Here is a 22,261-nt window from a genome sequence, read left to right as displayed (position 1 = left end):
GCCCGCACTTTAGCTTATGCCTGAAGTTCGGGCTGCATTGTGCTTGACCCGCTAGAAATCATTGTTTGAATTATATATACAGGAGCTCCTGGTGGTTTAGGCTTCGTTGTGCGATAATGAGCCGGCGGCAGCCAGTTTGACCACCCGCACGTTGTCGGGTTGCAGGTTATAGGCGGGGCGACGGGCGGCATAGAGGCGGTTTTTGGCCATACGGGCCACGCACACACAGTCGCCTTGGTTGCCGCCGAGCACGTGGTAGGCGGTATCGTCTTCGCCCACGTACAAGCCCACATGGCCGGCGCGGCTACCGTCGGCAGTGCGCCGCACAAATACTAGCACGTCGCCGAGCATAGCCGTTTTGGTGAACACTCCGAACGTACCCCAATTCAGGGCCCATAGTGGGTCTTTCACCAGCTTTTTTTCGGCACGTTTGGCTACTAAGGCCATAAACAGGCCACACCACGGAATACTGTCGGCGACGTACATCTGGGCCACGTTTTTCTCGCCTGTTTCTTTGGCCCAACTCAGAATTACTGGGTTGTTGGCGGCACCGGTCTTTTCCACGGTGCCTAGCTCGGCCAAAGCTTCTTTTATCATGCGCGGACCGGCTTCGTTGGCCAACCACTGATATTGTTTGGGTAATGCTGCCATAAGGATAAGGGGTAGTGCGCGAAACCATATTCAGTTCGCGCCGGCCTGACACGTAGCACAAATGCTTGCAACAGTATAATATTATAAAAACTTAATATTTAAAGCAAGTTATTCACCCAGCTCTTTTTCTTGCGTGACCTAGCTAGGTCACGCCTCTTTTTTCAGCTGGCCAATACCTTTGTGCTTAGCTCTAATCATTTACTGCTCAACCACAAAGACATCTTCATAAGGAAAGCGCCTAACATTTAACCCCGGCTGCCGGTAGGTTAGGCAATGAGAGAAGTAGATGTGCTTGTAATTGGAGCCGGGGCCGCGGGTTTGCTGGCGGCTCGCACGCTGGCCCGCGCCGGCCGAACCGTAGCAGTTCTGGAAGCCCGTAACCGTTGCGGCGGCCGAATCCATACTTTCACCGACGCCGGCTTTTCGGCACCCACGGAGGGCGGGGCCGAGTTCCTGCACGGCGACGTACCCCTTACACGCAGCTTGCTGGCCGAAGCTGGCCGCACCAGTATCCCAACCACCGGCTCCACCTACCAAGTGGTGCAGGGCGAAACCCGCGAGTCGGAGGATTTCATTGAGAACCTGCCGGAACTGCTGGAAAAGCTGCATGCGCTGAGCGAGGATATTACTTTAGCTAATTTTCTTTCTCAGCACTTCGGCGCCGAACCCTATGCCCCGTTGCGTGAGCAAGTCACGCGCTTTGCCGAAGGCTACGATGCTGCCGATGCCACTCGGGCCAGCGCCTTCGCTTTGCGCGACGAGCTTAGCGGTGGCGGCTTCGACGATTCGCCGCACCCCGAGGGCACGTACAGTGAGCTAATCGACCAGCTAGCTACGCAGCTACAGCAAGCAGGCGGTCAGCTATACTTGGAAACGCCGGTGCAGGAAATCCGCTGGCAGCCGGGCCAAGCAGACGTGCAAACTGTGGATGGCCGCGTGTTTCGGGCGCAGCAAGTTGTTGTTACCGTACCACTAGGCGTCTGGCAGACCGCAGCAGATAGCGCCAGTTACCTGCACATCACGCCCGACCTGCCCGAGCACCGCGCCGCCGCCGCTCAACTGGGTTTTGGAGCAGTTATTAAAGTGCTGCTGGAATTCAAAACCGTTATCTGGCAGCAGCCTTCTACTGACCTCACCCAGCCAAAGCCCGACCTTAGCTTCCTGTTTTCGGATGCGCCTTTCCCCACGTGGTGGTCCCAGCTACCCGACCCGCGGCCGTTGCTTACGGGCTGGCTGGCCGGTCCTGCCGCCACCCGCCACCAGCACACTCCCAACGAAGTTGTTCTGACGCAGGCCTTGGCATCATTAGCCAGCTTATTAGGCACGAGTTCAGCGTATTTGCGCAGCCAGCTCCGGGCTCACCGCGTAATAAACTGGGCCGCCGACCCGTATGCGCTGGGAGCTTACGCCTACACTGCCGTAGGAGCCGCCGCCAACCGTACCACCTTAGCTACGCCGGTTGCCCAAACGCTATTTGTAGCCGGTGAAGGTGTGTATGATGGGCCCTACATCGGGACGGTGGAAGCGGCGCTGGTAAGCGGGGCTGAGGTGGCACAGCGGGTGCTGGAGTCACAGAAGTAGGTGCACCACGGCCGATAATGACTCGCGCAATTCGGTAAGCGGCAGCCTCAGTTGGGCACAAAAAAACAGGTGAAGAAGCTACGGCCGCCAAACCTGCTTCCCCACCTGCGCTGTTCTGGGCGCGTGGTGACCTGCTTTGCGGTAGGCCTCGCACCCTCAGCTGTTTTCGGCGGCAGCTATCTGATGGTAGCTGCCCGTGTACTCATGTAGTTTGGATAAGAGCATAAAAAAAGCCTTCCAGATGCATGGAAGGCTTTCAGAGGAAAATCGAGAGTTGATTTTTACTTTTCCAATGGTGCAACAGCCTTCCATGCCCAAGCCAAATTATTGGCCGAGTTATTCATAGAAATATTATTGCTGAAAAGACGCATTCGGATATTGGTTTTGCCGAGGTGTACGCAAGTATAGAAAACGGGTTTAGAAATTCCAAACGAATCAGCCCGTTATTTGCGCACAGCCGCGCAGCAAAAGTGGCTGCCGACAACCTATCCTTCGCCTTGTAATGAGTCGCGCACCTCCCGGATGGCCCCGGCTACGGCGCTGGGCACCAGCGTATCGGGGTGCAGCAACTTGAGCAGCCGCAGGTACTTGGCGCGGCCCTCAGCCAGCATGTGAGGCGGCACCTCGAACACGAACAAGCTGAACGGCTCCACTTTCTGCACCCCTACCAAAATGAACCGGTCGGCGTTGAGGGCATCGGAGTAGAACGCGGCTTGCCGGTCGTAGTCGTAGCCGCTACACTGCGCAATAAAGTGGTCTTGGTCGCGGGCCAGGGTGGTTTTAAAGTCGATGATGGTGTAGGGCTGGCCGGGCTGGTCCACGATGAGGTCGGCGCGGAGCTTACAGAGTGTGCCGGTAGTGGGCTCGGTGAAGATGCAACTGGGCTCGGGCGTACCAATTTCCAGCAGCGCATTCACTTCCGGATTTAGCTTCACGCCGTCCACCATCCACCAAATCAGGGTGTCGTTGATGCCCGGCAACCCCGGCTCATACAAGTCGGGTTCCAGCAGGGCCGTGTGAAAGGCGGTGCCCAGCCCGAGCGCCCCAAGCGAGGAAATGGGACGGGGCGGACGGCCGTATAGTGCGTCGCGCAGCCGCGATAAATCAGAGTTGGCAATGGCTGGGAGGGCCCGGTAATCGTCGTAGGGCACGCGCAACAATGCGGGCCGCGGAGTAGAGGAATCAGTCACGAGTAAACAACAGCGGAAGCCGCAAAAAGGCTCCGAAACAGGAGATAGGAAACGCGCTTGGCGTAGTTGATGATAATGCTTTTTCCTGAAAAAGTGGAAGCGCAAAGCACTCGGGTTTCGCTACAAACTGCACACCGCGCCTTATAGCCCTCATACTCAGGCAAGGCCATTTCCGAGCGACTACTAGCTACCTCAGATTTTCCAGCCCCGCCCCTATCTCCACTTGTTATTGCGGCCCAAAATCCTCCCGCTTACGGGCAATGACGCGGGCCGGGGCGCCATCGGCTCCCACAATTTTCAGGGGCAAACACACCATATCATATTGGCCTGGTTCCACGTTTTGCAGCGCCAGCCCTTCAATGATGCTGATGCCGGCCTTGAGCAGAATATTGTGCGTATCGGCGGGGCCGACCGACAAATAATCGACGCCAACGCAGGCCACTTCCTGCTCACGCAGCCACTCGGCAGCATCGGCACGTACGCGCACAAAATCGGGGTTGAAAGGTGCTTGCGCCCACTCCTGGTCGGAGTTGCGGGTTTTGAACAACAGCCGCGCACCGGGTTGTAACAGCAGGCCTTCCAACTCGGCGCGGGTGATGAACTTGGGGTCCTGAATTTCCACGACGTGCGCCAGGCCAATGAGCGTGTTGAGGTCTAGTGCGGCTACGTCGGCGCCGTCATCAAGAAAGTGTAGGGCGGCATCTACGTGGGTGGCGGTGTGCACGCTCATGCTTATTTCCGTCACGTTGGCAGCGTCGCCGCGCTGGATGCTGAGCGTTTTTTTGATGTGTACCGGGGCGTTATCGGGCCAGTAGGCCATGCCGTCGGAAATGGGTGTGGTAAGGTCGAGCCAGTCGGACATATTGTTCGTTTTTCGTTATCAGTTTTTTATTTTTCGACACTTGCGCTACCCCATTCGCTGATGATTTTCACATTGCTACGAACAACGAAAAACTAACAGCGAACAACGGACAACTCATTCTCCGAAGCGGGGCTGAAGCAGCTTGGCTACCAGGCCGGTCCAGCCGGTTTGGTGGCTGGCGCCGAGGCCTTTACCATTGTCGCCGTGGAAGTACTCATGAAACAGCAGATAGTCGCGGAAGTGAGGGTCTTGTTGCAACTGCTTGTCATCGCCAAAGGCTGGGCGGCGGCCGTTTTCGTCGCGTAGAAACAGCTTGGTCAGCCGGACAGTTAACGCTTGCGCAACGTCCAGAATAGTGCAAAACTGTCCTGAGCCGGTGGGGTACTCCACCTTGAAATCGGGCCCGTAGTAGTGGTAGAACCGTTGCAGGGCCTCTACTATCATGAAGTTGACGGGCAGCCAGATGGGGCCGCGCCAGTTGCTGTTGCCGCCAAACAAATCGGTACTGGATTCGCCGGGCTCATAGTCAACTCGCGCGTTAGTACCGCTAGCGTCCTCGAAAATATAGGGGTGGTCTTTGTGGTAGCGCGATACCGAGCGTACGCCATAGTCCGACAGAAACTCGGCCTCGTCGAGCATGCGGCGCAGCAGTTTTTTCATGCGGTGCCCGCGCAACAAGGACAGCAAATGGGTCTGGCCCTTGCCGGGCTCCTGCCAGCGTGATACCAGTGCCGCCAACTCAGGCCGGTTTTCCAGAAACCAGTTCATGCGACTCACAAACTGCGGCGCGCTTTGCAAGGCGTCGGTTTCCAGCACTTCCACCGCAAAAAGCGGAATCAGCCCCACCATGGACCGGATGCGCAACGGGGTGCGCTGGCCGTTCACGTTGAGCACGTCGTAGTAGAAGTCGTCTTCATCGTCCCACATATCCAGCTGTAGCTCAGCCACGTTGGCCATGGCATAGGCGATGTAGAGGAAGTGCTCGAAGAACTTGCTGGCCATGTCCTGGTATACCGGATTGTTGCGGGAAAGCTCCAAGGCAATGCGCATCATGTTCAAGGCAAACATGGCTACCCAGCTGGTACCATCGGCCTGTTCTATCTTCCCCCCGGTAGGAAGCGGGGCACTCCTATCAAACACCCCAATGTTGTCGAGGCCTAGGAAACCGCCCTCAAACACGTTGCGGCCATTCAAGTCCTTGCGGTTCACCCACCACGTGAAGTTGAGCAGTAGGCGGTGGAACATGGTTTGTAGAAACTCGGTATCGGCGGTACCGTGGCGCTTACGGTCCATCTGGTACACGCGCCAAGTGGCGTAGGCGTGCACCGGCGGGTTCACGTCGGAGAGTTTCCACTCGTAGGCCGGCAGCAGCCCGTTGGGGTGCATGTACCAGTCACGCGTCAGCAGCAAAAGTTGTTCTTTGGCAAAATGCGCGTCAACCAACGCCAGCGGCACGCAATGGAAAGCCAAATCCCAGGCCGCGTACCACGGGTACTCCCATTTGTCGGGCATCGAAATGATGTCCATGTTGTTGAGGTACACCCAGTCGGAGTTGCGGCCCTGCCAGCGCTGTTCAGGGGGCTTGGGCTGGGCTGGGTCGCCTTTCAGCCACTGCCACACGTCGTAGTAATAGAACTGCTTGCTCCAGAGCATGCCGGCCAGCGCCTGCCGCTGCACGTTGCGGGCGTCGGCATCGGGTAGGTCATGTTGCAAGTCGTGGTAGAACTCGTCGGCCTCCTGGCGGCGCAGCTTCATAATCTGCTCGAAGTCGGCAAACGGCTCAGCTAGTGTGGGTGAGGCCAGCCGCAGCCGCAGCACCCGGCTTTGGCCAGCGGGCACATGTAGCACGTAATGCGCGGCGGCTTTGGTGCCACACTGCTCCGGACTTACGGCCTCCTGGTTGCCCTGAATCAGGTAGTCGTTGATACCATCTTTGCAGTAAGGCTCGGGGTTGGGCTCCCCGTACAGCCGCTCGTGGTTGCTGGCGTTGTTGCAGAACAGCAGCTCCGGCATTTGCCCGTCTTGGGCTTCACAGAACAGCTTCAGGTCGGGCAGGCTGGCGTGGTCGATTTCGATGTGGCCATCGGGGCAGGCGCTGAGTTGGGGCTTGTAGCTGTTGTAGCCCCAGTCCCAAGTATTGCGGAACCACGCTTGCGGCAGCACGTGCAGCGGTGCATCCTGAGCGCCACGGTTGTGTACCGTAATTTGCAGCAGCAAATCCAGCGGGGCGGCCTTAGCGTAGTCCAGAAAGATATCGAAGTAGCGGTTGTCGTGGAATATTTGGGTGTCGCTCAGCTCAAATTCCGCCTTCTTACGCCCCCGGCGGGCGTTTTCCTGCACCAGCCACTCATACGGAAACGCGTGTTGCGGATACTTATACAGCATCTGCATGTAGGAGTGCGTGGGCGTGTTGTCGAGGTAGTAATACAGCTCCTTCACGTCCTCGCCGTGGTTGCCCTCGGGGCCGCTCAACCCGAATAGCCGCTCTTTCAGAATGGGGTCCTGGCCGTTCCAGAAGGCGGGCGCCAAACACAGTAGCTGCTTCTGGTCGCAGATGCCACCAATGGCCTCCTCGCCCCAACGATATGCGCGGCTGCGGGCCTGGTCGTGGGTGGTGTAGGTCCAGGGCTGGCCATCCGGGCTGTAATCTTCGCGCACCGTGCCCCACTGCCGGTCACTCACGTAGGGCCCGAATTGGTGCCACAGCGCTTCGCCAGCTTGAGCCGTTCGTTGTCGTTCCTGTTCTCGGGTCATCAGCCTGTTGATGTGGTGTGAAGTGTATGCTGGCAGAGAACCTGAGTAAAAAACGGTCAGCTAGTAGCTGTTAGCTAACCGCTTTTTACCCAGGCCCCGCTGCATCAACCATTGTCGGCGAAACCAGGATACAGGGTCATGCCGCCGTCGGCAAATAGGGTGATGCCCGTCACGTAGTCCGACTCGTCGGAGGCCAGCCACACGGCTACGCTACCGATGTCGGCAGGCTCCCCAATGCGGCCATAGGGAATGAGGGTGAGCAGGCTTTTTTCTTCTTCGGGCGTGTCGCGAGCTTCTAAGTTGATGGGCGTGGCAATGGCGCCGGGCCCGATGCTATTCACCCGAATTTTGTGGGGCGCCAGTTCCTGAGCCGTGGATTTCATCAGCTGCATGATGCCGCCCTTGCTGGTAGCGTAGTTGACGTGGCCAGCCCACGGAATGACTTCGTGCACGCTACTCATGCAGATAATCTTGCCGGTGGCTTTGGAAATTTCCGGCTGCGGGCCGCGCCGCACAAACTCGCGGGCGGCTTCACGGGCGCACAGAAACTGGCCTGTCAGGTTCACGTCTATTACTTTCTGCCACTGCTCCAGCGTCATATCCAGGAAGGGCGAATCCACCTGAATACCGGAGTTGTTGACGAGGATGTGCAGCGTACCGAACTCCTTGCGAATCTGGTCGAACATGGCCAGCACTTCGTCTTCCTTGCTCACGTCGGCCTTGATGGTAATGGCCTTACCGCCAGCTTTTTCAATCTCCTGGCGCACCTCTTCGGCTTCGTCGGCACTGTGCGCGTAATTGACGATAACCGTGGCGCCTTCCGCCGCCATGGCTTTGGCTACTCCAGCCCCGATTCCGGAGCTTCCGCCCGTGACCAGGGCTACTTGTTTCTGAAGGCGTTGCGAGGCAGCAGATGTTGTCATAGCAGTGAGGGTTGATTGGAATACCTCAAGACTAGATAAACGCGCTGTAGGTTACATGAAGTTTGGGTTGCGGCAGTTCTGCACGGGTGGAGTTACCAGCAATTGCGGCTTAGTAAGCTCAACCTTTGGCTGCTCTTTTTCTTAAGTTTTAATTTATATTTATATAATAATATTAAAATATAATCAGGTATATTTCCAAATCTCGCTTTTCTTTTAACCTATTGTCAATTGTGAAACAAACATTTATTCTTTCCACACTACTTACTCTAAGCTGCTCTACTCTAGCGCAAGCACAAGGCCCGTACCTCGACCAAACTACTATCGACCGGGCAGTGAAGCCCGGCGACGATTTTTACGCCTATGCCAACGGCGGCTGGTTGAAAGCCAATGAGATTCCGGCCTCTGAGGCTTCGTGGGGAAACTGGGCCATTCTTCAAAAGAAAACCCGACTTCAATTACAGGAGCTACTACAGGCAATTGCCGCCCAGAAAAACCAACCCGGCAGCGATGCGCAAAAGTTACAGGACCTGTATAACAGCGGCATGAATACGGCTGTCATCGACAAGCTAGGTGTGCAACCGGTGCAGGCCGATTTGCAACGCATCGACGCGATTAGCAGCCCGCAGGGAATAGCTACCGAAGTCACCACGCAGTACGCGGCCGGGCTGGTTGGAGGCACGGCTCCGCTGTTCAGGCTGGGGCATATTGCTGACCCGATTCGGAATGACGTCGAAATCATCACCCTGAGCCAGAGCGGCATGGGACTGCCTGATAAGTCGTACTACGCCGAGGCCAGCCCCAAAGCCGTAGCTACCCGGACCCAGTACGTGGTGTACCTCCAGCGGCTGCTGGAACTTTCGGGCACTCCCAAAGATGCGGCCCAGGCAAATGCCACGGCCGTTATGGCCCTGGAAACGCGCCTTGCCCTTGGGGCCCGAACCGCCACTGAGAACCGGAATATCCGGAAGCTGCTAAACTATTACACCCTCGACAAAGCGCAGAAGCAATTTCCGCTGCTCGGGTTCAATTCCATGTTCCAGCAGCTGAGCATTCCACCGGCCAAAATCATAGTGGCGCAACCCGAATTCTTCACTGGGCTCCACAAAGAGCTAACGGCTACGCCTCTTGCCACTTGGAAAGACTACCTGAAGGTGCGCCTGCTCAACAGTGCAGCTTCGGCACTGAGTATGCCTTTTGTTGAAGCCCAGTTTGCGTTCTACGTAACCACTCTCACAGGCCGCACGCAGATGCGGCCCCGGAGCGAGCAGATGGTGCTGGTAGCAGATGGGTTGCTGGGTGAAGTGTTGGGGAAAGCGTACGTGGAGAAATATTTCACGGCCGACGCCAAGAAGCGAATCGACGAGCTGGTGCAAAACGTGACTACCTCTTTCGCTGAGCGCATTCAAACCAACACCTGGATGACTGCCCCGACCAAGGAAAAGGCGCTGCAAAAGTTGAGCACCATTCGCAGAAAGATTGCCTATCCCGATAAATGGCGCGACTACTCTGCCCTCCAGATTGGCCCCGACTACTTCAGCAACATCAAAGCCGCTACCGTTTTCGCGTTTCGGGACGGCTTCAACCGGGTAGGTAAGCCGGTGAACCGCGCCCTGTGGAGCATGACGCCGTCTACGCTGAATGCATCTTATAACCCGCTCAACAATGAAATCATGTTTCCGGCGGGTATTCTGCTGCCGCCCTTCTTCGATCCGCAAGCCGATGATGCGGCCAACTACGGCGGCATTGCCACGGTCATCGGGCACGAAATCAGCCATGGCTTCGACGACCAGGGCAGCCAGTTCAACGAGCAAGGGCGCTACAAAAACTGGTGGACCTCGGCCGACAAGAAAAACTTCACGGCGCGGGGCGCAGCCTTGTCCAAGCAGTTCAGCCAATACGTGGCGCTCGATACGCTGCACGTCAACGGGAAACTTACCCTAGGCGAGAACATCGGCGACTTGTGCGGTGTGACGGTCGCCTACCAAGCCTTCAAGAAAACAGCGCAGGGCAAGGGAACCCAACTAATTGACGGCCTCACGCCCGACCAGCGTTTCTTTCTATCCTACGCCGCCATCTGGCGCATTAAAGCCAGGGACGAAAGCATGCGGACCCAAGTACTCACCGATCCTCACTCCCCCGCCCGGTTCCGGGTGAATGGGCCGCTCTCAAACATAGAGGCGTTTTACACGGCCTTCAACATCAAAGAAGGCGACAAGATGTGGCAGCCCGTAAGTGAGCGGGTAGCCATCTGGTAGCCAAGCCGCTCAGACGAATAGCCTGGTTAAACAAGTTAAATGGCAGTAGCGCGGGAGCCCAGAGCTTTCATGCTACTGCCATTTATAATAAGCACGGAGTGGTTTGTGGAAATGGGGTGGGTGTAGAGACGCCACACCTTGCATTTCTACACCCAACTCCGCGACCAGTATAACATACTCAGCCCTCCTACTGCCCGCGCTGCAACGACGACTCCCGCACGATGAAGGACGGCATCAGGATGATTTGCCGGGCGCTGGCCGGTTGCACTTCCTCGCTCATCATATCCAGCAGGAGGCGCACGGCGGCCTTGCCCACGGCAGCACATTGCTGGTCTACCGACGTTAGGGGCGGCTCCACTAGCATCGAGAGCTTCTCGCTGCTGTAGGTGGCCAGCGCGAGGTCGTCGGGGATGCGTAGGCCGTGCTCTTTGGCTACCTGCATGGCGCCAATGGCGGCGGTGTCTTTGGAGGCAAACACGGCGTCGGGGCGCGTATCCAGGGCTAGTAGCTTATGCATAGCCTCCCGACCTTCGGCAATGCTCATGTCGCAGAGATGCACCAGTTGCTCATCGAAGGTAATGCCGTGGGCAGTTAGCGCAGCGAGGTAGCCGCGGTGGCGGTGGCGGTACACGTTCAAATGCGGATCGGCGGTGATGTGCGCAATACGGGTGCAGCCCTGCTCGATGAGGTGGCTCACGGCTTGGTAGGCACCCTGGTAGTCGTCGAGGACGACGCTGCTGATGTTGGGCTCTTCCAGCACTCTATCAAAAAACACCAGCGGCACCTGCTGCTGCTGAGCGGCCTGGAAGTGGCGGAAATCGTGGGTGGTGTTGGCCAGGGATACCAGCACGCCTTCCACCTGCGAGTTCAGCAGCAGTTCCAGGTTGCGCTTTTCCTGCTTTTCGTCTTCGTTGGATTCGCAGATCATCACCCGGTAACCGGCCTTAGTGGCTTCGGTGGAAATGCTATGCACGGCTTCGGGGAAGAAGTGCCCAGTGATGTGCGGCACTAGCACGCCTAGCGTGCCGCTGCGGCCCTTGCGCAGGCCGGAAGCCAAGCGGTTGGGCTGAAAATTCATTTCCTTAACCAGCGTAGCCACCCGTTCCCGGGTTTCCTCGCTGATTTGTTTGTTGCCGGATAAAGCCCGCGAAATGGTAGAAACCGACAGGTTTAATGCCTTCGCCAAATCTTTCATGGAGGCCCGATGACTTGCCATAACGTGTAAGTAGAAAGGTGCTGCGAAGAGGTAAAAGTAAGAAGGCAAGCGGGGCAAATAGTGCTTTCCGAAACGAATTTACGCTTTTGGCGCAGTCAATTTCCTATTTGTACCCATACAAGGTACAGCTCGCCCCTGGTAGCGCCAGGCATGACAGTACAGGCAGGCGCCTTAGTGGAGGGCTGGTACTTTTAGAAGTATCACCTACCGTTCCTCCATGAAGCTCACCTTTTTTCCGAGTGCAGTTCTGCTGGGGCTGCTTTCCACTACCAGCGCCTGGGCTCAGACCGGCAAAACCAGCTACAGGTTTGATTTTGGGGCCGGTAGCGTGGCACCCGGCTACCGGCAGGTGCTGCCCTCGGCCACGTACACCGCCGAAAGAGGCTATGGTTTCGACTTCGGCACCACGGTTACGGCCTTAGAGCGCAAGAGCAAGGATGCGCTGAAAGGCGACTTCGTAACCAGCAGCAAGCCGTTCTATTTTTCGGTGGATTTGCCGGAAGGAAATTACAACGTAACCGTAACATTGGGCGACGCCAAAAAGGCCACTTCCACGATGGTAAAGGCGGAATCGCGCCGCTTGCTGCTGGAAAAGACCGACACCAAGCCCGGCGAGTTCATCACGAAAACCTTTACGGTAAACCTAAAAAGCCGCCGCATCAACGACACTCTGTCCGTGGGCCTCAAGCCGCGCGAAACAAGCAAACTAGACTGGGACGACAAGCTAACGCTGGAATTCAACGGCTCGAACACCTGCCTAAACGCGCTGGAAATAACGCCCGCTCCTGGCGCCGTCACGGTTTTTATGGCCGGCAACTCCACGGTGGTAAACCAGGAAGAAGAGCCTTGGGCTTCCTGGGGCCAGATGATTCCGCGCTTCTTCAAGCCGGGCGTGGCCATAGCCAACCACGCCGAATCGGGCTTGAGTTTGGGCAGCTTTTTGGGCTCCCGGCGCCTCACCAAAGTGCTGAGCGTGATGAAGCCCGGCGACTACCTGTTTGTGGAATTCGGGCACAACGACCAGAAAGAGAAAGGTCCCAACGACGGTGCCTACAAGTCCTACACCGAGCGGCTGCAACTCTTCGTGCGCGAAGTGAAGCAGAAAGGCGGCATCCCGGTTATCGTCACGTCCACGGCGCGCCGCAACTTTGATGAGGCCACCGGCAAAAACGTGAACAGCCTCGGCGACTACCCCGACGCCGCCCGCAAAGTAGCCCAACAGGAAGGCGTGGCCCTGATTGACTTGAATGCCATGACCACCACGCTCTACGAAACCCTGGGCGTGGAAGAGTCCAAGAAGGCGCTGGTGCACTACCCCGCCAACACTTACCCTGGCCAAGACAAGCCCTTGGCCGACAACACCCACTTCAACACCTACGGCGCCTACGAAATTGCGAAATGCGTGGTGGAAGGCATCAAAGCCAACAAGCTTGGGCTGGTGCGCTACCTCGAAACCGACGTACCCGCCTTCGACCCCGCCCACCCCGACGCCCCAACCAAGTGGCAGTGGGCGGAAAGCCCCCGCACCACCGTGGCAAAACCCGATGGAAATTAACTGGCCGCTACCCCTCTCCCACCCTACTTTGTTACCTGTATGAAACTCAGTGCCCCTGCTACCGTGAAGGCTGGTTTGCTTGGTCTGGCCTTGGCGGCAACCACCCCGCTGCTGGCCCAGAAAACCCCTGCCAAAACCAACGACACCACCACGCCGCTGCACCTCTTGCAGCCCGACTATCCGGTGCCGTACGGCAAAACCAAGCCCGAGGAAGTGAAGCAGGTGCTCGACCGGGTGTATGCCTACCTAAACGCCGCCACGCCCGCCGAACTGGTTGACAAAACAACCAATGCCACCGTCAGCACCCGCGCCAAGTTCAATCCCGAGGCCATCATCAAGCCCGGCGACTTCCGGCTGACCAGCTACGAGTGGGGCGTGACGTACTCGGGGATGCTGCTGGCGGGCGAGGTAACCGGCGACAAAAAGTACACCGACTACACCTTCAGCCGCCTGAAGTTTCTGTCGGACTTGGCACCTTACTACCGCGACTTTCAAACCACTAATCCGAAAGCACCAACCCCGATGCGGGGCTATCTGAATCCGCACGCGTTGGATGATGGCGGGGCCCTCACGGCGGCCATGATTAGAGCCCAGCGGGCCGGCCTCAATTCGCCCGAACTCCGCCCCCTCATTGATGGGTTTGTGAGCTACATCATGAACAAGGAGTTTCGGCTTTCGGATGGCACCCTGGCCCGCAACCGTCCCCAGCCCAACACGCTCTGGCTTGATGACATGTACATGAGTTTGCCAGCACTGGCTCAGATGGGCAAGCTAACGGGCGAGCAACGCTACTACGACGAAGTGGTGAAGCAGTACACGCAGTTTTCGCAGCGCATGTTCAACCAGCAGAAGGGGCTGTATATGCACGGCTGGGTGCAGGAAATGAGCGTGCACCCCGAGTTCCACTGGGCCCGCGCCAACGGCTGGGCCCTCATGACCACCGTGGATATCCTGGACGTGCTACCTGAAAACCACCCCGGCCGGCCGGCCATTCTGGCGCAGCTAAAAGCCCATGCCAAGGGTTTGGCCGCCTTGCAAGCTGGCAGCGGCTTCTGGCACCAACTCCTGGACCGCAACGATTCCTACCTCGAAACCTCCGCCACGGCCATCTACGCCTACGCCATTGCTCACGGCATCAACCAAGGCTGGCTCGATGCCAAAGCCTACGGCCCCATGGCGCTGCTGGCCTGGAATGCGGTGAGCACCAAGGTCAACAGCAAAGGCCAGGTGGAAGGCACCTGCGTAGGCACCGGCATGGGCTTCGACCCGGCATTTTACTACTACCGCCCCGTAAACGTGTACGCCGCCCACGGCTACGGCCCCGTAGTACTGGCCGGCGCCGAAATCATCCGGCTCCTGAAACTCCACCCCACCGAAATCAACGACAGCTCGGTGCAGCTCACCAAGTAAATATTGCTCTCACGCACAAGCAGTTGCCGGTCTGCTGGCTTTTTTGCCAGCAGACCGGTCGTTGTTAGAACCGCATAGCGAACTAGCAACGTACACCAACAGCAGCATACGGCAACCCGGCAGACCGCCAAAAAGTGGACAGACGGGCCAGCCTCCGCGAAGCACACCACAACCTGGAGTAAGCTACCTGCCCTTCACCATATACTTCGCCAGCGGATTCTTCTTGATGCCGCGCAGACCCTCGGCGACAGAAGCGGCGTTGAAGCGGGCCCCGGCTTCAATGGGGTGGGTGTGGTCGGTGGTGTTGAAGTAGGTACTGCGCACTTTGGCCTCGCCTTCCTGGTCGTATTTGTCGGCCACAATGCGGTTGAGGTCGATGAAGTAGGCGCCGCCTTGCTTGGCGGCCTCGGCGGCCCACTGCCCGTAGTCGGTGGCGGCGCGGTTGACTTTGCCGGCCGTCCAGGTGTTGCGCGGAATGGGCGAGCACACATACACGGTAGCACCTTTGGCCTTGGCTTCGGCAATGAACTGGCGCAGATACCAGCCGTAACTGTGCACCACTTCCTGCTGCTTTTTGATGGGGTTGTAGATTTCCTGGCTTTCCTCGCCGTTGCTTTTGATGGTGCCGCGGGCCCGCGCTGTATCGGCCAGCGGGCCGTTGTCGTTGTGGCCGAACTGCATAATCAGGAAGTCGCCGGGCTTGATGTTCACCTGTACCTTTTCCCAGAGGCCGTTGGTGCGGAACGTGCGGCTGCTGGTGCCACCGAGGGCATTGTTTACCACCGAAATGTGCGTGGTATCAAAGTATGCCGGCAAGAAATTACCCCAGCCCCACAAACCTCCGTCGCCTTTGCCTTTGCCGTTTTTCACCGTCGAGTCGCCAATCAGAAACAGTGTTGGCTTTCGAGCTGCACGGGGGCCACTGGCAAACGAGAACAGGCCTACTAGCAGCAGGCAGCTGTAAAAAACAATGAATTTGGTGCGTTGCATGCTGTTGGTTTACTTAACTGAATATAGAAGCAGAGTGTCGCACGAAAATCACAGGATTTCCACGCTACACTTCACGTCCTTCACTTCTTGGCGAGAAATTTATTGAGGGCTATTTTCTTGTTGGCCCGGACACCATCTACTACCGATTCGGCGTTGAGGCGGGCACCGGCTTCGTTGGTGTGGGTATGGTCGCCGGGGAAGAACTTCTTCACTTCGTCGGGGCCTAGCTTATCGTACTTATTGGCGGTGAGGCTGTTCAAGTCGATAAAAGCAACGCCTTCCTGCTGGGCTACCTCAGCGGCCCATTTGCCGAAGTCGTTGCCGGCGCGTTTCACTTTGCCGTCCTGCCACTCGTTGCGCGGAATCATAGAAGCTACCAGCGGCGTAGCACCTTTGGCCTTGGCTTCCCGAATGAATTTGCGCAGGTACCAACCGTAGGTGTGCACCGTTTCCTGGCGGCCATCGGGCCACACCAGCTCCTTGGTTTCTTCGCCGGTACCACGCAGCACACCGCGGCGGCCGGCCTTGGTGGTATCGGGCACGCTACCTTCGTTGTGGCCGAACTGCATAATCAGAAAATCACCAGGTTTCAAGGCGGCGTGTACCTTGTCCCAACGGCCCTCCGAAATAAAGGTGCGGGTACTGCGGCCCGCCATGGCGTTGTTGGATACGCCGATGCGGGTGGTATCAAGGTAGGCAGCAATGGCGCTGCCCCAGCCGGCCTGCGGGGCGTTGGTGTTGCGCACCGTGGAGTCGCCGATGAGGTAAAGCGTGGGCTTAACAGGCTTCATGAAGCCCACCAGCACACAGAGCAGGGCCAGCAGGACGACGTAGGTTTTGTTGGTCATAGGAGGATGTTGATGAGGAATATTGGTTGATTACTAGGAGCCAGCTAGCAGGTTGCTATTTGTTATCCACTCAGCAAGCCACAGTACGCTATTTACTTGCCAACTTTTACCGACTCGGTTTTCATGCCTTCGCCCAAGTAGAAACTAGGGTGTGGTGGTTGGTTGTAGCCCACGTTTTCGCGCGCCACGGCCACCCGATACGCGGGGTCCTGCATGAGCGTCACGAAGCGGTGTTTAGTGGGAATGGTAGTTGTGAAAATCATCAGCTCCTCGTTGTTAGCATTGCGCCAGACGACTTCCTCACGCCAGTCGCCAAACAGGTCGGCGCTAAGGCAGGGCGTGGCTTTGGTACCGTTGCAGGACGCCGCCCCGAGCAGCTTACCATCGAGCAGCGGCCAACTGGTGCCCGCCTGGTAGTCCCACTTGGAAATAGTAGTGCCATCCAGCAGTTCGCGCAGCAAGTCTCCGTCCCACCAAATACCGAAATTAACGGCGCGGGGAGCTGGCCCTATCCGCTCACCCTGGCAGGAAAGCAACCCCAGTTCCCCGTTGCTGGCCCACAATTCGGCCCCTGGGTAACGCGGGTCGATGTCGGCGGCCATGCCCCGGCCCACGTCGGTGCCGGGCAGCTTGGTTAAGAGCACTTTACCAGTTCGGGCGTTGTAGAGGGCGGCACCGGGGCCGTTTTCGTGGCCGGGCACTTCTTCCTCGTTTTCGTGTACGCCCCAGGCTTCCAGGTCGGGGGTGCTAGGGTCGAGGTTGCTGACGTGAAGGGCGTCGCCGTGGCGCAAGCCCGTACTGAACAAGCCCGTGCCGTTGTCATCCACCACCATCGAGCCATACACAATTTCGTCTTTGCCATCGAAGTCCACGTCGTTCACGCTGAGCCCGTGGTTGCCCATGCCTGAAAATGGGTTCTTGTCGTTTTGCGAGTCGAACACCCAGCGTTGTGTGAGCTTACCGTTGCGCCAGTCCCAGGCAGCAAGCACCGAGCGGCCGTAGTAGCCCCGGCACATTACGGCGCTGGGGTGTACGCCATCCAGGTACGCCACGGCAGCTAGCATCCGGTCGGCACGGTTGCCGTGGTTGTCGTTGCCGCCGTTGCCCCCAATGCCGCCCCACCCATCAAGCGGGTCGCGGCTGGATACGTACGGGGCCGAAGCCATAGCAGCGCCGGTCAGGCCGTTGAATACAGTAAAATACTCGGGGCCCGCCAGCACTCGGCCGTAGGTTTTGTCGCGGATACTCTGAACGGCACGCGCATCGGTGGGTACGGTGAGGCTGCGGTAATCTTTGCCAGCGTCGCCGATGACAGTGCCCCGGCCATCAACCGAGCCATCGGCCGTTTTGCAGGCCACTTCGGCCTTGCCGTCGCCATCAAAATCATACACCAGAAACTGTGTGTAGTGCGCCCCTGCTCGGATATTTCGGCCTAGGTTGATGCGCCAGAGCTGCGTGCCGTCGAGCTTGTAGGCATCAAGCAGCACTGGTCCCGTAATGCCGCTGGAACCATTGTCGCGGCTGTTGGACGGCTCCCACTTCAGCACAATTTCGTATTGCCCGTCGCCATCTAGGTCGGCCACTGAAGCGTCGTTGGCAGTGTAGGTATACTCGCTGGTTTCGGCAGTACCACTATTCACCGAGCCACCGGCTGGGCGCTTCAGCGGCACCCGCAGGTAGTTCTGTGCCCACACCGCCGCTTGCTCAGATGGCGCGGCCGGCGTGGCTATAGGCGTTCCTTTGGCGTTAACCAACTGCACCGAATACGTGTAGGCGGAAGTAGCGTCGGCGGTTTTATCCACCCAATTGGTGCTGGCGCTAATCGGCTGGCTGGTCAGTTTGGTAGCTTTACCGGCTTTCGTTTGGCGGTAGACGTGAAAAGCCGCGCCGGCTGGGTCCGTATTCAGCAGCCGCCAGCTTACAAACACGCCACCGCCCTCCTGTCGCACGGCCACTACACCCCGCCCGAGTTGTTCCAGTTGGGGCGACGTAGTAGCGGCTGGTGGTTGCCGTTGTGGTTCTACCCCGCGGGCAGTGGTGGCCGCTAATAAGCCACTACATACGGTCAGGCAAACCGCAAAACCCACCCTTACATCACTGAGCAGACGAATTGCTTTCCAGAACCGAAAACCATATTTTTCACCCATTGTAATTACGTTGCTGCTCAAGCAGTTTTTCTGGTTTCCAACCAATTAAAAGCATTTCGGGCAGTGCCTGAAAATCGAAATAGCCCAGTAGTATACCGGGCTATTTCAATTGATAAGTCTGCTGATACGTAGCAGCATCGGCTACCCTATCGGGCCACAGACGGCTCCACCAAAACCTGCGTTAGGGGCTTGGTATTACGGGTAGTAGCCGTAGCTTCCGTAGAGGTTTCTGAGCCCAGGTAATTGCCGTAGCCCACAATAACCGTGGACAACACCACCGTCAGGATGCCAAACGACACGGTACGCATGGTGGCCTTGTTGGCCCCGCGCCACTCGTGCAGGTAGATGCCCCACATCGAGCTGAAAGCAATGATAAACGCCATGTGCAGTGTCCAGCCCGAGAAGCGGTACACACCCAGCCGGGTGTCGCCCATGCCGTAGAAGAAAAACTGGAAGTACCACAGCGTGCCCGCCGTAGCGCAGAACAGGATGTTGCGTAGCGCCGGATACGAGGGGTTTAAGTAGTCGGTGTAGGTTTTGTTTTTCAGGTTGAGGTACAGGCACCACACCGCGTTGGTGGTGAGGCCGCCGAGCAGAATCACCACCAGAATGGCGTTGTTTTTATACAAGGGGTCGGCGCCTTGCTGCACGGCTAAGTCGGCAATCTTCTGGCCGGCTTCCAGCCCGAAGGCGAAGCAGGCACTCATGATACCCGAAAACACGGCCACCAGCAGGCCTTTTTTCAGGTCATACTCGGCAATCGACTCGCTTTTCTGCTCGGCCGTCAGGGACTTCTCCTTCATAATCCCGGCCCGGCTGCAAATCAGAATTCCAATTAGGCAGACCAGCAGCCCAAACAGCGTTACCTGCCCGGAGGTAGTACTCAATAGTTGCACGATCGTGCCGCCCCAGATGGGTGGTACCAACGTACCAACCAGCGCGCACAGTCCCATGATAACCGCCATGCCCAACGACAGCCCCAGGTAGCGCATACCCAGCCCGAAGGTCAGCCCCCCAAAGCCCCAAAGTACACCCCAGAAATACACCCAAAACAACGTCGAGCTATCCGTCTGGCTGAGTACGGTGGTCAGGTTGGGAATGGTGAGGAAGCCTAGCAGCCACGGCACCAGCAGCCACGATACGATGCCACCCACCAGCCAGTAGCTTTCCCAAGACCAGCCTTTCACCTTTTTGTAGGGTAGGTAGAAGCTGCCGGAGGCGAAGCCGCCCAACGCGTGAAAAATAACTCCCCAGATTACTGCCATAGTCGTACGATTTTCAACAAATCTGCTTTACCTATAGTCGTACACTGTCCTGTGCTCTCCTGAATTACTTCAGAAAAGCTTTCGGCTAGTGAAGACTTACTTTTAAACATGCGGCAAGGCTAATAATTATTTTACTGGCAAGCAGGAGAGTGCAGGAGGTTTAGCCTCGAACCAACCCGGTACTTTGCTGAAAAGTAATTATTTACTGTTTTCTGGCAAATTCATCAGAAGCACCACTATGGAAAAAACGCTCACCTTTCAGCACGTCAGCTACCTATGGGATGAGACGAAGGCGGCTGAACTCGCCGGCGACGAAGTAGCCCTTTTCCTCTACCGTTCCAACCTGCTTGGGGCCGACTTGCGGCTCACCAATTACGCCGGCGGTAATACCTCCTGCAAAATCACTGAAACCGACCCCGTTACTGGCGAGTCGGTACCCGTGATGTGGGTGAAGGGCTCGGGCGGCGACATTGGCACACTCACCAAAGCCGGCTGCGCCAACCTGTACGTGGACAAGCTCCACGCACTGAAGAACCGCTACCGCGGCCTGGAGCACGAAGATGAGATGGTAGGCTTGTTCGAGTACTGCCTCTTCGACCCCAAGTGCGCCACGCCTTCCATTGATACGCCGCTACATGGCCTGCTGCCCTTCAAGCACATCGACCACCTGCACCCCGATGCCCTGATTGCCATTGCCGCCAGCAAAGACGGTGAGCAAATCATGAAGGAAATCTGGGGCGACACGATGGGCTGGCTGCCGTGGCAGAAGCCGGGCTTCGACCTAGGCTTGCAGCTTGAGAAGATTGTAGCCGACAACCCCGGCCTGCGCGGCGTTATCCTGGGCGGACACGGCCTCTTCACCTGGGGCGACACCAGCTACGAGTCGTACATCAACACTCTGGAGGTGATTGAAATGGCGGCTACGTATCTGGAAGCCAACTACGGTAAAAAAGCCCCCGTTTTCGGTGGTGTGAAGCTGGAAAACGGCCCTGATGAAGCTACTCGCCGCCGCCTGGCTGCCGACGTAATGCCCGTGCTACGTGGCCTGGCCTCGGGCCACCGCCGCATGCTAGGCCACTACACCGACGACGCCCGCGTGCTGGAGTTTGTGAACTCGCACGACTTGGCCCGCCTGGCCCAGAAAGGCACTTCCTGCCCCGACCACTTCCTGCGCACTAAAATCCGCCCGCTCGTTCTCGACGAGGCTATCATGCGCCAGCCACTGGCTGCCGTGCAGGAATACTTGCAGGAGCAGTTTGCCGCCTACCGCCAGGACTACGCAGCATATTACGAGCGCAGCAAGCACCCCAACTCGCCGGCCATGCGTGATGCTAACCCGGTAATTATCCTGTGGCCCGGCGTGGGTATGTTCTCTTTCGCCAAAGACAAGCAGACCGCCCGCGTTGCCGCCGAGTTCTACACCAACGCCATCAACGTGATGAAAGGCGCTGAGGCGGTGAGCGAATACACTGGCCTGGCTGAGCAGGAAGCTTTCAACATTGAATATTGGTTGCTGGAAGAAGCTAAGCTTCAGCGTATGGCCCCGCCTAAAGCCCTGTCGGGCAAGGTGGCCTACGTGACGGGCGGCACCGGCGGCATCGGTAAAGCCATCTGCGAGGAGCTGCTGAAGTTCGGCGCCTGCGTGGTGGCCGTTGACCGCGACCGGCTGGAAGAAACCCAGGCTGACCTGCGCAAGCAATTCGGCAAGGACAGCGCCCTCACGGCCGCCATCAACGTGACCGATGCCGACAGCATTGCTGAGTCGTTGCGGGCCAGCGTGCTTCAGTTCGGTGGCGTTGACATCATCGTGAACTGCGCCGGCCTGAGCATCAGCAAGCCCCTGGCCGACACCACGCAAGCCGATTGGGACATCCTCAACGACGTGCTCGTGAAAGGCCAGTTCCTGGTAAGCCAGGCCGCCGTAACCATCCTACGTCAGCAAGCTCTCGGTGGCGACATCGTGAACATTGCCAGCAAAAACGGGCTGGTAGCCGGCCCCAATAACGTGGCTTATGGCACGGCCAAAGCCGCTCAACTGCACATGAGCCGCCTGCTGGCCGCTGAGCTGGGTGCCGACAAAATCCGCGTAAACACCGTCAACCCTGATGCCGTGTTGCGCGGCTCGAAAATCTGGGAAGGTGAGTGGGCTGCGGGTCGCGCTAAAGCCTATGGTATTTCGGTGGAAGAGCTGCCTGCTCACTACGCCAAGCGCACCTTGCTAGGCGAAGAGTTGCTCTCCGAAGACATTGCCAAAGCAGTCCGCGTATTCGTGGATGGCTCGTTGAGCAAATCAACGGGCAACGTGCTAAACGTGGACGGCGGCGTGGCCATGGCCTTCGTGCGCTAAGCACACCTAGTAGTCTCACTCGTTTAGTTCCAAGTGGTTCTTGCAGCCAGACTCGGGAATAAGCCGGCTGACGGTAAAAACTAATAGTAGAACCCAGCAAACTGATACGTTTTCAGTTTGCTGGGTTTTTTGTTGCCATTCTGTTTGCTCAACCAGCTAAACCGGACAGTATCTGGCAGCCAACCATCAATATTTTATCAATCCAATGTATTTTCCGGCAACGTTCCCGTTGATTTTTGCCGAGGAAAACTGGCCTTTTCACTGCTA

At 57.6% G+C, this 22,261-nt stretch carries 15 protein-coding genes; 5 read left to right on the top strand and 10 right to left on the bottom strand.

The window, feature by feature from the left end; all coding sequences use genetic code 11:
* Window positions 1-96: 96 nt before the first annotated feature.
* Window positions 97-651, bottom strand: a complete 555-nt coding sequence (locus G536_RS0115265) for a TIGR02594 family protein (protein WP_022824475.1) — start codon at window positions 649-651, stop codon at window positions 97-99.
* Window positions 652-924: 273 nt separating this feature from the next.
* On the opposite strand from G536_RS0115265, the gene G536_RS0115260 reads away from it, so the two are divergent.
* Window positions 925-2,232 (top strand): flavin monoamine oxidase family protein, encoded by a 1,308-nt coding sequence (locus G536_RS0115260; protein WP_022824474.1) that lies wholly within the window; start codon window positions 925-927, stop codon window positions 2,230-2,232.
* Window positions 2,233-2,717: 485 nt separating this feature from the next.
* On the opposite strand, the gene G536_RS28140 is transcribed toward G536_RS0115260, so the two are convergent.
* The 4 genes from G536_RS28140 to G536_RS0115240 form a co-directional block, all read right to left on the bottom strand.
* Window positions 2,718-3,422, bottom strand: a complete 705-nt coding sequence (locus tag G536_RS28140; protein ID WP_157530661.1) for a PD-(D/E)XK nuclease-like domain-containing protein — start codon at window positions 3,420-3,422, stop codon at window positions 2,718-2,720.
* A 226-nt stretch (window positions 3,423-3,648) separates the two neighbouring features.
* Window positions 3,649-4,284, bottom strand: a complete 636-nt coding sequence (locus tag G536_RS0115250) for a cyclase family protein (protein ID WP_022824472.1) — start codon at window positions 4,282-4,284, stop codon at window positions 3,649-3,651.
* A gap of 114 nt (window positions 4,285-4,398) precedes the next feature.
* Window positions 4,399-7,038 (bottom strand): MGH1-like glycoside hydrolase domain-containing protein, encoded by a 2,640-nt coding sequence (locus G536_RS0115245; RefSeq protein WP_022824471.1) that lies wholly within the window; start codon window positions 7,036-7,038, stop codon window positions 4,399-4,401.
* Window positions 7,039-7,142: 104 nt separating this feature from the next.
* Window positions 7,143-7,961, bottom strand: coding sequence for an SDR family oxidoreductase (locus tag G536_RS0115240; RefSeq protein WP_022824470.1), 819 nt, complete (start codon window positions 7,959-7,961; stop codon window positions 7,143-7,145).
* A 230-nt stretch (window positions 7,962-8,191) separates the two neighbouring features.
* Here G536_RS0115240 and G536_RS0115235 point away from each other — a divergent pair, with 230 nt between their 5' ends.
* On the top strand, window positions 8,192-10,216 hold the full coding sequence (locus tag G536_RS0115235) for a M13 family metallopeptidase (RefSeq protein WP_026880222.1): 2,025 nt from the start codon (window positions 8,192-8,194) through the stop codon (window positions 10,214-10,216).
* A 187-nt stretch (window positions 10,217-10,403) separates the two neighbouring features.
* On the opposite strand, the gene G536_RS0115230 is transcribed toward G536_RS0115235, so the two are convergent.
* Window positions 10,404-11,432 (bottom strand): LacI family DNA-binding transcriptional regulator, encoded by a 1,029-nt coding sequence (locus G536_RS0115230; RefSeq protein WP_022824468.1) that lies wholly within the window; start codon window positions 11,430-11,432, stop codon window positions 10,404-10,406.
* A gap of 217 nt (window positions 11,433-11,649) precedes the next feature.
* Here G536_RS0115230 and G536_RS0115225 point away from each other — a divergent pair, with 217 nt between their 5' ends.
* Complete coding sequence (locus G536_RS0115225; RefSeq protein ID WP_022824467.1) at window positions 11,650-12,987, top strand: rhamnogalacturonan acetylesterase; 1,338 nt, start codon at window positions 11,650-11,652, stop codon at window positions 12,985-12,987.
* A 39-nt stretch (window positions 12,988-13,026) separates the two neighbouring features.
* Window positions 13,027-14,397, top strand: coding sequence for a glycoside hydrolase family 88/105 protein (locus tag G536_RS0115220; RefSeq protein ID WP_022824466.1), 1,371 nt, complete (start codon window positions 13,027-13,029; stop codon window positions 14,395-14,397).
* Window positions 14,398-14,580: 183 nt separating this feature from the next.
* Here G536_RS0115220 and G536_RS0115215 read toward each other — a convergent pair whose 3' ends face one another.
* From G536_RS0115215 to rhaT, 4 genes are all read right to left on the bottom strand, one after another.
* Window positions 14,581-15,387 (bottom strand): rhamnogalacturonan acetylesterase, encoded by an 807-nt coding sequence (locus G536_RS0115215; RefSeq protein WP_022824465.1) that lies wholly within the window; start codon window positions 15,385-15,387, stop codon window positions 14,581-14,583.
* A gap of 80 nt (window positions 15,388-15,467) precedes the next feature.
* A complete protein-coding gene (locus G536_RS0115210) occupies window positions 15,468-16,235 on the bottom strand; it encodes a rhamnogalacturonan acetylesterase (protein ID WP_022824464.1) in 768 nt (255 codons plus the stop codon).
* A 92-nt stretch (window positions 16,236-16,327) separates the two neighbouring features.
* A complete protein-coding gene (locus G536_RS28135; protein ID WP_071837737.1) occupies window positions 16,328-18,382 on the bottom strand; it encodes a rhamnogalacturonan lyase in 2,055 nt (684 codons plus the stop codon).
* Window positions 18,383-18,528: 146 nt separating this feature from the next.
* Window positions 18,529-19,647 (bottom strand): L-rhamnose/proton symporter RhaT, encoded by a 1,119-nt coding sequence (rhaT, locus tag G536_RS28130; RefSeq protein ID WP_022824462.1) that lies wholly within the window; start codon window positions 19,645-19,647, stop codon window positions 18,529-18,531.
* A gap of 238 nt (window positions 19,648-19,885) precedes the next feature.
* On the opposite strand from rhaT, the gene G536_RS0115195 reads away from it, so the two are divergent.
* A complete protein-coding gene (locus tag G536_RS0115195) occupies window positions 19,886-21,994 on the top strand; it encodes a bifunctional rhamnulose-1-phosphate aldolase/short-chain dehydrogenase (RefSeq protein WP_022824461.1) in 2,109 nt (702 codons plus the stop codon).
* Window positions 21,995-22,261: the final 267 nt, after the last annotated feature.

Source organism: Hymenobacter norwichensis DSM 15439 (genome assembly GCF_000420705.1).
GTDB lineage: Bacteria > Bacteroidota > Bacteroidia > Cytophagales > Hymenobacteraceae > Hymenobacter > Hymenobacter norwichensis.
This window is presented reverse-complemented; position numbering and strand designations above follow the sequence as displayed.